The organism is Flexivirga oryzae, from assembly GCF_014190805.1.
GTDB classification, from domain to species: Bacteria; Actinomycetota; Actinomycetes; order Actinomycetales; family Dermatophilaceae; genus Flexivirga; species Flexivirga oryzae.
In genome coordinates, this window is record NZ_JACHVQ010000001.1 from 1435747 (window position 1) to 1448875 (window position 13129).

The window sequence follows — 13129 nt, forward strand, 5'->3', positions numbered from 1 at the left end:
ATGGACACCGGCCTCCCGACCTTCGGGGTCGTCGTGCTCACCCAGGGCACCCGACCCCGCGAGTTCCGCCGCGGGCTGGACTCGCTGCTGCGCCAGCGCGGTGTCGAGCTGGACATCGTCGTGGTCGGCAACGGCTGGGAACCGGTGGACCTGCCCGACGGGGTCCACGCGCACGCCCTACCGGAGAACGTCGGCATCCCGGCCGGCCGGAACGCCGGAGTCGGCCAGGTCCGCGGCGACCTGCTGTTCTTCCTGGACGACGACGCGTGGCTGCCGGACGACGATTTCCTGGCCGGTTGCGCGGCCGAGTTCGCCGCCGATCCGACGATCGGGATGATCCAGCCGCGCATCGAGGACCCGAGCGCCGACGAGCTCCCGACCCGGTGGATCCCACGGTTGCACAAGGGCAGCCCCTACCACTCCTCGAACGTCTTCTCCGTGGTCGAGATGGCCGTCGCCATCCGCCGCGACGTGTTCGAGCAGACCCTCGGCTGGCCGGCGTCGTTCTTCTACGCCCACGAGGGCATCGAACTGGCGTGGCGCGTGTGGGCCGCGGGCAGCAGGGTCGTCTACCTGGGTCACCTGCGTGCCGGGCACCCGGTGATCGACCCCCGCCGGCACGACGACTACTACCTGAAGAACGCCCGCAACCGGGTCTGGCTGGCGCGCCGCAACCTGCCGTGGCCGGTCAGCTGGGCGTATGTCGGCACGTGGAGCGCCGTGCAGCTGGTCCGCTCCCGCCATACACCTTCCACGCTGCGCCCCTGGCTGGCCGGCTGGCGGGCCGGCTGGAAGTCCCAGCCGTGGGCACCGGGGGAGACGCAGCGAAAACTGCCGTGGTCGGCCGTATGGCGGATGGGGCGCAACGGTCGCTGGCCGGTCGTGTGACCGCCCGGCGTGACGGACGCCACGTGCGGCGAATCGCCGGTGATCGGACAAGGCCGGGCCTTCGAGGTTTGCTAGCCTGACCAGCTGGACGGGTGAGGAATCGCGGAGATCCTCGCCGGTCTGCTCGCCCTCGTCGGCCGTGCCGGCGGAGTGACCTCGGCCCGGACCAAGGATGCGCGAGCACCGTCGCGAAAACAGGAAGGGGCCACCCAGTGCCGGTTCGGAGCCGATCCGTGTGGATGTTCAACTGCGGTGACACGTTCTCGGGCAACCCGAAGTGGTTGTTCATCTATGTGCAGAAGTTCCGCCCGGACATCACCGCCTACTGGTTGTGCGAGACGGAGCAGACCGCGGCATACGTTCGTAGCCTCGGCTACCGGGCGTTGACCTTCAAGGACCCGGAGGCGCCCAGGATCCAGGCCAAGACCGGCGTCTACGTCGTCAACCAGGTCAAGGAGTACATCCCGGACGAGCTGCGCGGCGCGGTCTTCCTGAACGTCTGGCACGGCGTGGGTGTCAAGGGCATCGAGCGCGCCATGAACAAGGGCTACCTCGAAGAACGCATCGCCAAGAAGTACATCCGGTACAACAAGCTCTACCGGGACAACCAGCTCTTCCTGGTGACCTCCAAGATGATGGAGGAGCACTTCATCCGGCAGATCGGGCTGGACGACGACACGATCATCCGCGGCGGTTACCCCCAGAACATCTACCCCAAGGAGATCGGCGGCTACGCGTCGTACGACCACGACGTCCTCACCCGGCGCGGTCTGCCCGAGGGCACCCGCGTCGCGGTCTACGCAGCGACACCCCGCAGGTCCTCCACCCCCGACTTCCTCCGTCGCGCGCTGCCCGACATGGATCGCCTGGTCGCGCAGCTCGAGGCCACCAACACGCTGCTGATCCTCAAGATGCACCCGCACATGGGCAAGGACCGCTACTTCGCCCAGTTGCGCGAGGCGTACGGACATCACCCCTACCTGATGTTCTGGGACAACTCCGAGGACATCTACGAGATCTTCCCCAGGATCGACCTGGCGATCATGGACTACTCGTCGATCCTCTACGACCTGCTGGCTGCCGGTGTGCAGAACTTCGTCCGATACATCTTCGACTACGAGGAGAGCGGCAGCGAGGTCGTCACCGGGGAGTTCGACTATCTGGACCTGTCCTGCGGCACGGTGACCAAGTCGTTCGACGAGCTTCTCGCGGCACTGGAGCACGACAACCGGGTCGACACGGCGGAGCTCAGCCGGCTGGAGGAGGCGTTCTGGGGTTACTCGTCCCCGGACAGCCTGGGCCACATCGTCGACGCGGCGCTGAAGTTCAAGATCCGCGACCTCGACCTGCCGACCCTGCACACCTTCGACGTCTTCGACACGCTCATCCACCGGCGCGGTGTGACACCCGGCTCGGTGTTCCACTACGTCCGCAGCCGGATCGAGAACAGCGACCTGGCCTTCCCCGCCTTCCTGCGGGAGCAGTACCCCGAGATCAGGCAGCAGGCCGAGGCCGCAATGCGTGATCGGCGACGCCGGCAGCGTGACATGGTGCAGGAGGCGCTGCTCGAGATCACGTTCGAGGAGATCCATCAGCGGCTCGCCACCCTGTTCGACCTCAGCCCGGAGCAGAGCGAGGCGCTGCAGCAATGGGAGATCGAGGGCGAGCTCGCGAGCGTCATACCCGATACCGCGATGATCGACCGACTCGAGCAGCTCCATCGGGATGGCGCAACGGTCGCGCTGGTGAGCGACATGTACCTGCCGCGCGAGACGGTGACGGCACTGCTGGAGCGGGCCGACCCGAGGCTGACGAACTACCCGCTGTACCTCTCCTCGGACACGCGTGAGCAGAAGACCACCAAGTCGCTCTACCTCAAGGTCTACCGCGAGGTCGGCTACGACTTCGCCGAGTGGATCCATCACGGTGACTCGCCCGCCGGCGACGTCCGGGCGGCCGAGTCGATGGCGATCATCCCCGATCCGGTGCCGCGCACCGAGTTCAACCGGTTCGAGAACGAGATCATGCGGGACTTCCTGTCCTGGGAGGGTCACCTCTACGCCGCGATGCTGCGGGACTTCCGTCGGGAGCGGTCCGACGATCAGGACCAGAGCACCCTGTCCTCCCAGGAGGAGTTCGCGTTCAACCACGTGGCCGCCTATCTGGTGCCCTACGTCGACTGGGCGCTGTCCGACGCGATCCGCCGCGGTTACCGCACGGTCTACTTCGTGTCCCGCGACGGGCACCACCTCAAGCGCATCGCCGACGTGCTGGTCGCCGAGCGGGGCCTCGACGTGCGGACCCGCTACATCTACGGTTCGCGCAGCGCGTGGCGGCTGGCGTCGCAGATCGACGAGCTGGACCCCGACCTGTTCCAGCCGCACGGCGACTTCTTCCACGCCCGGACCGTCGACGCGTTGCTGTCGAGCGCGCGGCTGAGCGCCGGGGAGTTCCACGCGATGTTCCCCGAGTTCCAGGGGCTGACCGATGCGGATCTGACCGACGAACCGACCCGCGAGACCGTGCTCGCGGCGTTGTCCGGCTCCGCCGAGTTCCGCGAGCACCTGCTGCGCACCGCAGCCGCCGAGCGTGATCTGGCGGTCCGCTACCTGCAGCAGGAGATCGACTTCGACGAGCCGCTCGCCTTCATCGAGTACTGGGGCAGCGGCTACACCCAGGACTGCCTGGCCCGGCTGATGGTGGAGGCCGCCGGTCGCCCGATCGACACGCCCTTCTACTACGCGCGGGCGGTGCGCCCGTCCGAGGGGCACGCGGTGCGCCACATGTTCACCAATGCGACCTATTCGATGATCTTCGTGGAGGCGGTGTTCGCCAACCACCCGCACAGCACCACCCTCGGGTACGAGGAGGCGGACGGGCGGATCCGAGCGGTCACCCAGCCGCGGTCCTACCAGGTACAGCTCTTCGACGCGATGGAGGAGCTGCTGCCCGAATTCGCGCGACGCTACTCGCAATTGCCGGTGCTCGACCGTGATCGGTTGGCACGCGGTGCGTTCCGCAGCGGGTTCCGGTACCGCGGCCGGCACCCGAAGGAGAAGGTGTTCATCCGCAACCTCGCCCCGCTCAAGGACGCCGTCGGCGTCGGCGCGGAGGAGGTCGAGTTCGCTCCGGGTATGACGCGGTCGGACCTGAAGGCTCATCTGCGCGGTGAGAGCTTCAGCAGCCGCACGCAGTCCATGCCGATGACCCTGGCACGGAGCACGGAGTGGGTGCGGGTCAACTACAACCTGCGGGCCGAACCCAAGGGGAAGACATCGACGCCGCGCAAGGTTGCCCTCCTCGGGCGCGCTTTCGTGCGCACCGGATACCGGAGTGTCAACAACCGGGTCCGCACTCGGTGGGGCGGCGCCGATCGCTCCAAGGAACAGCGATAGGAATCGCGAACGTGAAGATTCTGATGCGGGGCGGCATGCTCCCGCAGGACAACTACGGCGCGCTCGACCTGCTGGAGAGCGACAGGTTCGGGTCGAACATCGGCAACCTGATCTACCAGTTCAGCGTGGTCCGAACGCTGCTCACCGACGACGTCGAGTTCCACGTCGACAACTATGCGACGAACCCCGCGCGTGCGGCCGAGATCAACGAGAAGTACGACCTCTACGTGGTGCCGTTGGCCGACGCGTTCCGGGACGACTTCGTCACCAACCTGACCAACTACGCGAAACTGATCGAGCAGCTGACTTCACGACCGTGGAGAAACTGCAGCCCTCACGGTTCGACCACTACATCGACTTCCTGGACGTCAACGGGCTGAAGCACATCTACACCGACGACCGGCACCGCACCGACGCGCCGCTGGACCGGCTGGTCGCAGGGGTCGACCATGCGCCACCGATCGCGACCATCAACGCCGTCGACGCGGCCGAGCATCTCACCAGGGCGACCACGGGCTTCGCCCGGTTTCCGGGCGCGCGAGCAGCGCTTGGCGCAGCGATCCCTGGCGCGGGAGAACGCCCGGATCAGGGCAGACATCCGGGCGCTGAGCAAACGCTGGCCGTGACGTTTTCGTCTCATTGATCGAGACGGCGAGGTCCACTTTGTGAGCACGGCGTGGGCCCGCTATTCTGGTCTGGCCTTGGTGGCCAGCGTCGTCCGCTCAAGGTTCGGTTATCTCATTCGAACGGCGCTGCTAGAGCCGTTCCTGACGACTGGACGGTGAGTTCGTGACGGCGCAGGGAAGTTTTTCCGCGGTTCCGGCGGCACAGGGTCTTTACAACCCGATCCATGAGCACGACGCGTGTGGTGTGGCGATGGTGGCCACGATGCGCGGCACGCCAGGTCACGACATCATCGACCACGCGCTGACCGCGCTGCGCAATCTGGAGCACCGCGGCGCCACCGGGGCCGACCCGTGTGTCGGGGACGGGGCCGGCATCCTCGCCCAGATCCCGGACGACTTCTTCCGGGACGTGTGCGACTTCGAGTTGCCGGCCAAGGGCACGTATGCCGTCGGTATCGCCTTCCTGCCCACCGACCCGGACGAGCAGTGGTACATCGGCGAGCGGATCGCCGAGATCGCCGCGGAGGAGGGCCTGCGGGTCGTGGGCTGGCGCGACGTGCCGACCGACGCATCGCTCGTCGGGGACTCCGCACGGGCCGTGATGCCGGTCTTCCGGCAACTGTTCGTCGCGGCCGCCGACGGCGACCTCTCCGGCATCGCGCTGGACCGGAAGGCGTATGCGCTGCGCAAGCGCATCGAGTCGGAGCGCGAGATCTACTTCCCGTCCCTGTCCGGTCGCACCATCGTCTACAAGGGCATGCTGACCACGGGTCAGCTGGAGCCGTTCTACCCGGACCTGTCCGACCGGCGGTTCGCGACCGAGCTGGCCCTGGTCCACTCGCGTTTCTCCACCAACACCTTCCCCTCCTGGCCGCTGTCGCACCCCTACCGGCTGATCGCGCACAACGGCGAGATCAACACCGTGCGCGGTAACCGCAACTGGATGCGCGCCCGCGAATCCACGCTGCGCAGCGACATCTTCGGCGGTGACATCGAGCGCCTCTTCCCGATCTGTACCGAGTCGGGCTCCGACTCCGCCAGTTTCGACGAGGTCCTGGAGCTGCTGCACCTGGGCGGACGCAGCCTGCCGCACGCGGTGCTGATGATGATCCCCGAGGCATGGGAGAACCACGCCACGATGGACCCCGCACGCCGGGCGTTCTATGAGTACCACTCGGCGATCATGGAGCCGTGGGACGGCCCGGCCTGCGTCGCCTTCACCGACGGCACGCTGATCGGCGCGGTGCTGGACCGCAACGGTCTGCGCCCCGGCCGGTACGCCGTCACCGATGACGGGCTGGTCGTGCTCGCATCGGAGGCCGGTGTGCTCGACCTCGATCCGGCACGGGTGGTCCGCAAGGGCCGGCTGCAACCGGGCCGCATGTTCCTGGTCGACACCGCGCAGGGCCGCATCATCAGCGACGACGAGGTCAAGCGCGACCTCGCCGCCGAGCACCCCTACGAGGATTGGCTGCACGCGGGCATCATCAAGCTGTCCGAACGCCCCGAGCGCGAGCACGTCTGGCACACCCCGGCATCGGTGGTGCGCCGTCAGCAGACCTTCGGCTACACCCACGAGGAGCTGCGGATCCTGCTGACGCCGATGGCGACCTCCGGTGGCGAGGCCCTCGGCGCCATGGGCACCGACACCCCGATCGCGGTGCTGTCCGACCGCCCCCGGTTGCTGTTCGACTACTTCAGCCAGCTGTTCGCGCAGGTCACCAACCCACCACTGGACGCGATCCGGGAGGAACTGGTGACCTCGCTCGGCACCCTGATGGGACCCGAGCACAACGCCCTCGACGTCGGGCCCCAGCACGCCCGGCAGATCGAACTCGACTTCCCGGTCATCGACAACGACGAACTGGCCAAGCTGGTCAACCTCAACAACAACGGTGAGTTCCCCGGCTACCAGACCTACGTCATCCGGGGCACCTATCGCGTGGCCGGCGGCACCAGCGCCCTGCGGTCGCGTCTCAAGGGCATCTGCGCGGAGGTCTCGCAGGCGATCGAAGAGGGCCACCGCTTCGTGGTGCTGTCCGACCGGGAGAGCACCGCGGCCTTCGCGCCCATCCCGTCGCTGCTGCTGACCGCCGCGGTCCACCACCACCTGGTGCGCGAGAAGACCCGCACCCAGGTCGGCCTGCTCGTCGAGGCCGGTGACGTGCGCGAGGTGCACCACGTCGCGCTCCTGATCGGGTATGGCGCCGCGGCCGTGAACCCTTACCTGGCAATGGAATCCGTCGAGGACCTGGTGCGCCGGGGCCTGGTCACCGGGGTCACTCCGGAGCAGGCGGTCAAGAACCTCATCAAGGCGCTCGGCAAGGGCGTGCTCAAGGTCATGTCCAAGATGGGCATCTCCACGGTCGCGTCCTACCGCGGCGCGCAGGTGTTCGAGGCGCTCGGCCTGGCGCAGGAGGTCATCGACGAGTACTTCACCGGCACCGCCTCCCGGCTCGGCGGCATCGGGCTGGACGACATCGCCAAGGAGATCGCCGAGCGACACCAGACGGCATACCCCAAGAACGGCCAGCAACTGTCGCACCGGACCCTGGACATCGGTGGCGAATACCAGTGGCGCCGAGAGGGCCCGCCGCACCTGTTCGACCCCGAGACCGTCTTCCGGTTGCAGCACTCGACCCGTTCGCGGCGCTACGACATCTTCAAGCAGTACACCCAGCGCGTCGACGACCAGGCCGAGCGGCTGATGACCCTGCGCGGGCTGTTCTCCTTCAAGCAGACCCGGCCGAGCATCCCGATCGAGGAGGTCGAGCCGGTCTGCGAGATCGTCAAGCGCTTCTCGACGGGCGCGATGAGCTACGGCTCGATCAGCAAGGAGGCGCACGAGACGCTGGCGATCGCGATGAACCGTCTCGGCGCCCGTTCGAACACCGGTGAGGGCGGCGAGGACCTGGACCGGCTGCTGGACCCGGAGCGTCGTTCGGCGATCAAGCAGGTCGCCTCCGGCCGGTTCGGTGTGACGTCGGTCTACCTGACGCAGGCGAACGACATCCAGATCAAGATGGCGCAGGGTGCCAAGCCGGGGGAGGGCGGCCAGCTGCCCGGCCAGAAGGTGTACCCCTGGGTCGCGAACACGCGGCACTCGACACCGGGCGTGGGGTTGATCTCGCCACCGCCGCACCACGACATCTACTCCATCGAGGATCTCGCTCAGCTGATCCACGACCTGAAGAACGCCAACCCGTCCGCGCGGGTGCACGTCAAGCTGGTCGCCGAGGTCGGTGTGGGCACCGTGGCGGCCGGGGTGTCGAAGGCGCACGCGGACGTCGTGCTGATCTCCGGTCACGACGGAGGCACCGGCGCCGCTCCGCTGACCTCGCTCAAGCACGCCGGCGGGCCCTGGGAGCTGGGCCTGGCGGAGACGCAGCAGACGCTGCTGCTCAACGGGCTGCGAGACCGCATCGTCGTGCAGACGGACGGTCAGTTGAAGACCGGCCGTGACGTCGTCATCGCCGCGCTGCTCGGAGCCGAGGAGTTCGGTTTCGCGACGGCGCCGCTGGTGGTGAGCGGCTGCATCATGATGCGTGTGTGTCACCTCGACACCTGCCCGGTCGGCGTGGCCACCCAGAACCCGGAGCTGCGGGCCCGCTTCACCGGCAAGCCGGAGTTCGTCGAGACGTTCTTCGAGTACATCGCCGAAGAGGTCCGGGAACTGTTGGCGCAGTTGGGTTTCCGCAGCATCGACGAGGCTGTCGGTCAGGTGGGCACGATCGACGCCGAGCGCGCAGTGAAGCACTGGAAGGCGGCCGGTCTCGACCTGTCGCCGATCCTCGCCGACGTGGAGCTGCCCCCGGGCACCCCGCGCAGGCACGTCGTGCCGCAGGACCACGGTCTGGCGAAGGCACTCGACCAGCAACTGATCACGATGAGCCGCGACGCGTTGGAGGACCGTTCCCCGGTGCGTATCGAGCTGCCGGTCGCCAACGTCAACCGGACCGTCGGGACGATGCTTGGTCACGAGGTGACCAAGCGCTACCCGGACGGTCTGCCCGACCAGACGATCGACGTGACGCTGACCGGCGCCGCCGGCCAGTCCCTCGGCGCGTTCCTGCCCCAGGGCATCACGCTGCGTCTCTTCGGCGAGGCGAACGACTATGTCGGCAAGGGGCTTTCAGGCGGCCGCGTGGTGGTTCGACCGCTGCGGGACGCATCGCTCGTCGCGGAGCAGAACGTCGTCGCCGGCAACGTCATCGCCTACGGCGCCACCACGGGCGAGCTGTTCCTGCGCGGCGTCGTCGGGGAGCGCTTCTGTGTGCGCAACTCCGGTGCGACCGCAGTCGTGGAAGGTGTCGGCGACCACGGTCTGGAGTACATGACCGGTGGCCGCGCCATGATCCTCGGCCCGACCGGGCGCAACCTCGGTGCCGGTATGTCGGGTGGTGTCGCCTACGTCCTCGACCTCGACGAGGAGCTGGTCAACCGCGAGCTGGTCGACGTCGGTCCGCTGCGGGAGGAGGACCTCGTCGTCGTGCACGACCTGCTCGAGCAGCACGTCGAGTGGACCGACTCCGCTGTGGCGTCACGGCTGCTCGCGCAGTGGCCAGTCAGTGCGGAACGGTTCTCGCTGGTGCTGCCGCGTGCCTACCAGCAGGTGCTCGACGTGCGGGCACAAGCAGCGGACGAAGGACTCGATCCGGACGGCGAAGTCGTCTGGGAGCGCATCATGGAGGTGGCCCGTGGCTGACCAGCGCGGTTTTCTGAAGGTGCGGGAGCGCAGCCTCCCGGAGCGGCGTCCCGTCCCGGTGCGGATCAAGGACTGGAAAGAGGTCTACGAGGAGCAGCAGCTCTCCGACCTCCAGCAGCAGGCGAGCCGCTGCATGGACTGCGGCATACCGTTCTGTCACTCCGGCTGCCCGCTCGGCAACCTCATCCCGGAGTGGAACACCCTTGCCTGGCGCGGGGATTGGGGCGACGCGATCGAGCGGTTGCACGCCACGAACAACTTCCCGGAGTTCACCGGCCGGTTGTGCCCGGCGCCGTGCGAGACCGCGTGCGTGCTCGGCATCAACCAGCCGGCGGTGACGATCAAGCAGATCGAGCTGACGACGGTGGAGGAGGCGTTCGAGCGCGGCACGGTCGAACCGCTGCCGCCGGACCGGTTGACCGGTCGCACCGTCGCCGTCGTCGGTTCCGGCCCGGCCGGGCTGGCCGCCGCACAGCAGCTGACCCGGGCAGGTCACACCGTCGCGGTCTTCGAACGCGCAGACAAGCCAGGCGGATTGCTGCGTTACGGCATCCCCGAGTTCAAGATGGAGAAGGCGATCGTCGACCGTCGCATCGAGCAGATGGTCGCCGAGGGCACCCGCTTCCGGTGCAACACCGAGATCGGCAAGGACATCACCTGGGCGCAGCTGCGCGAGCGGTACGACGCCGTCGTGGTCGCCATCGGGGCGACGGTGCCGCGCGACCTGCCGGTGCAGGGCCGGGAGCTGGAAGGCTTCGTCCAGGCGATGGACTTCCTGCCGCCGGCCAACCGGGTCGCGCTCGGTGAAGAGGTGCAGGGTCAGGTCACCGCGGAGGGCAAGCACGTCGTCGTGATCGGTGGCGGTGACACCGGCGCCGACTGCATCGGCACCTCGCACCGGCAGGGTGCCGCGTCGGTCACCTCGCTGGAGATCATGCCCCGCCCGGGCGAGGAACGTTCCGAGGGGCAGCCGTGGCCGACATACCCGATGATCTTCCGGGTCGCCAGCGCCCACGAGGAGGGCGGCGAGCGCGTCTACTCGATCAGCACCAAGGAGGCGCTGGACAACGGCAAGGGCGAGCTGCGGGCGCTGCGTGTCACCGAAGTGCGTTCCGGCGCAAAGGGATTCGAGGAGGTCGAGGGCACCGATCGGGAGCTGAAGGCAGACCTCGTGCTGCTCGCGATGGGTTTCCTCGGCCCGTTCACGAAGGGCCTGGTGGACGAGCTCGGGGTGGAGCTCGACGAGCGGTCCAACGTGCGGCGGGACGGCAACTTCATGTCGTCGGTGCCGGGCGTCTTCGTCGCGGGCGACGCCGGGCGCGGCCAGTCGCTGATCGTGTGGGCGATCGCCGAGGGGCGTGCGGCCGCACACGGTGTCGACGCCTTCCTCTCCGGCGGTCACTCCGACCTGCCGGCGCCGATCGCACCGACCGACCGGCCGCTCACGGTCTGACCCCTCTCGGATGCCGGACGTATGACGGGACGACCTGCCCGTCATACGTCCGGCTCACTAAGGTTGAGGAATGCGTCGAGCCAAAATCGTTGCCACCCTTGGACCTGCCACTTCCGCCCCGGAGAAGGTGCGTGCGCTCGTCGACGCCGGAATGGATGTCGCGCGACTGAACCTCTCGCACGGTGCCTACGAGGACCACGAGAAGGTCTACCAGGCGATCCGCAAGGCGTCGGACGAGTCGGGTCGTGCGGTCTGCGTGCTGTGCGACCTGCAGGGTCCGAAGATCCGCACCGGCCGCTTCGCCGACGGTCCGATCGAGTTGGCGAACGGTGACGAGTTCACCATCACGGTGGACGACATACAGGGTGACCAGAACCGAGTTTCCACCACCTACAAGGGATTACCCGGCGATGTGAAGCCGGGTGACAGTCTGCTGATCGACGACGGGAAGGTCAGTCTGCGCGCGACGGCGGTCACCGACACGGACGTGCGCACCGAGGTCGTGGAGGGCGGCACCGTCTCCAACAACAAGGGCATCAACCTGCCCGGGGTTGCCGTCAGCGTGCCTGCCCTGTCGGAGAAGGACGAGGCGGACCTGCGGTGGGCGCTGCAGCTCGGCGCCGACGCCATCGCCCTGTCCTTCGTGCGCGATGCCGCCGACATACGACGTGCGCACGAGATCATGGACGAGGAGGGGCGTCGTGTCCCGGTGATCGCCAAGGTCGAGAAGCCGCAGGCGGTCGACAACCTCGAGGCGATCATCGACGCGTTCGACGGTGTCATGGTGGCGCGCGGCGACCTGGGTGTGGAACTCCCCCTGGAAGAGGTGCCGATCGTCCAGAAGGTCGCCATCGAGATCTGCCGGCGCAACGCGAAGCCGGTGATCGTGGCGACGCAGGTGCTGGAGTCGATGATCGAGAACTCCCGGCCGACGCGCGCCGAGGCGAGCGACTGTGCCAACGCGGTGCTCGACGGGGCCGACGCGATCATGCTGTCGGGGGAGACCAGTGTCGGTGCCTGGCCGATCGAGGCGGTGCAGACGATGGCGCGGATCATCGACAGCACGGAGGAGCACGGCCTGGACCGGGTGCCGCCGCTCGGTTCCCGCCCGCACACCAAGGGTGGCGCGGTGACGGCCGCGGCCGCCGAGGTCGGTGACCTGTTGAACGTGCGTTACCTGGTGACGTTCACCGAGTCGGGTGACTCCGCCAAGCGGATGGCGCGACTGCGCAGCTCGCGGCCGATGCTGGCGTTCACCCCGGAGCAGTCCACCCGGTCCCAGCTGGCGATGGTGTGGGGCGTCGAGACCTACCTGGTGCCGCAGGTGAAGCACACCGACATGATGGCCATGCAGGTCGACGAGACACTGCTCGGCGACGGCCGTGCCGAGGAGGGCGACGTGGTCGTGATCGTGGCCGGTTCCCCGCCCGGCATCCCCGGCTCCACCAACGCGTTGCGCGTGCACCGCATGGGCGACGCCAAGAACAAGGTCGCGCCGGCCTACCACTGAGCCCCGCCGATTGGAGCCGGTCGCGGGGTCTCACGTATGCTTGCCCCGCACTCTCGCCGGAGTGGTGGAACGGCAGACACGGAGCACTCAAAATGCTTTGCTCGCAAGGGCGTGCGGGTTCAAATCCCGCCTCCGGCACCAGACCTTCTCGACCCTGAACCTGCTCGAACCAGGTCGGTAGCGGGAGCGTCCAGCAGCGGCGTCAACGTCCTCCGGGGTGTCGCGGGCGAAGTCTTCCGGCAGCAGCGACCACGCATCCCACGAGTCCGCCGATGACCGCGCCGAGTGCCGCGCTGGGCAGCCCGACCTCCACGGCAGCCGCCCAGGCCGTCAGGGCGTGCACCCGTAACCCGATGACGGTCCCGACGGCCACCCCGACGAACCCACAGCCGACGAAGCCGTAGACCAAGTAGCGCACCGGGGTGCTCGCGCGTCGGATCTCTCCGAGCGCCGAGGGGACTCGCGTGGCGACCATGGCACGCCTCTCCGGGCCGGCTGGGATCGTCATACTATCGCGAATTTGAGCAGTCGCTCAAGAAGTTGGGGAAGGTG

The 13129-nt window shown here is 67.9% G+C and carries 8 protein-coding genes and 1 tRNA gene; 8 read left to right on the top strand and 1 reads right to left on the bottom strand.

The features are described from left to right. From FHU39_RS06640 to FHU39_RS06675, 8 genes are all read left to right on the top strand, one after another. Positions 1-888: a glycosyltransferase family 2 protein gene (locus FHU39_RS06640; RefSeq protein ID WP_183319619.1), complete on the top strand. Its 888-nt coding sequence runs from the start codon at positions 1-3 to the stop codon at positions 886-888. Between the two features lie 212 nt (positions 889-1100). Then, on the top strand, positions 1101-4283 hold the full coding sequence (locus FHU39_RS06645; RefSeq protein ID WP_183319620.1) for a CDP-glycerol glycerophosphotransferase family protein: 3183 nt from the start codon (positions 1101-1103) through the stop codon (positions 4281-4283). A gap of 11 nt (positions 4284-4294) precedes the next feature. After that, a complete protein-coding gene (locus tag FHU39_RS06650) occupies positions 4295-4663 on the top strand; it encodes a hypothetical protein (RefSeq protein ID WP_183319621.1) in 369 nt (122 codons plus the stop codon). After that, positions 4600-4926, top strand: coding sequence for a hypothetical protein (locus FHU39_RS06655; RefSeq protein ID WP_183319622.1), 327 nt, complete (start codon positions 4600-4602; stop codon positions 4924-4926). Before FHU39_RS06650 ends, FHU39_RS06655 begins: the two co-directional genes overlap by 64 nt. A 146-nt stretch (positions 4927-5072) precedes the next feature. Then, a complete protein-coding gene (gene gltB / locus FHU39_RS06660) occupies positions 5073-9614 on the top strand; it encodes a glutamate synthase large subunit (RefSeq protein WP_183319623.1) in 4542 nt (1513 codons plus the stop codon). Further along, positions 9607-11067 carry a glutamate synthase small subunit gene (locus FHU39_RS06665; RefSeq protein WP_183319624.1) on the top strand — a complete coding sequence of 487 codons (1461 nt, stop codon included), beginning with the start codon at positions 9607-9609 and terminating at the stop codon, positions 11065-11067. The genes gltB and FHU39_RS06665 overlap by 8 nt, the downstream gene beginning before the upstream one ends. Before the next feature lie 70 nt (positions 11068-11137). After that, positions 11138-12577: a pyruvate kinase gene (gene pyk, locus FHU39_RS06670; protein ID WP_183319625.1), complete on the top strand. Its 1440-nt coding sequence runs from the start codon at positions 11138-11140 to the stop codon at positions 12575-12577. Positions 12578-12632: 55 nt separating this feature from the next. Next, positions 12633-12718 (top strand) — tRNA-Leu (locus FHU39_RS06675). A gap of 61 nt (positions 12719-12779) precedes the next feature. Here the strand turns inward: FHU39_RS06675 and FHU39_RS06680 are convergent. Further along, complete coding sequence (locus tag FHU39_RS06680; protein WP_183319626.1) at positions 12780-13085, bottom strand: hypothetical protein; 306 nt, start codon at positions 13083-13085, stop codon at positions 12780-12782. Positions 13086-13129 lie beyond the last annotated feature (44 nt).

What these genes read in the sequence shown, in the direction of transcription:
- FHU39_RS06680 (WP_183319626.1), bottom strand. Translation starts at nt 13,085, where the DNA reads ATGACGATCCCAGCCGGCCCGGAGAGGCGTGCCATGGTCGCCACGCGA.
- FHU39_RS06640 (WP_183319619.1), top strand. Translation starts at nt 1, where the DNA reads ATGGACACCGGCCTCCCGACCTTCGGGGTCGTCGTGCTCACCCAGGGC.
- pyk (WP_183319625.1), top strand. Translation starts at nt 11,138, where the DNA reads ATGCGTCGAGCCAAAATCGTTGCCACCCTTGGACCTGCCACTTCCGCC.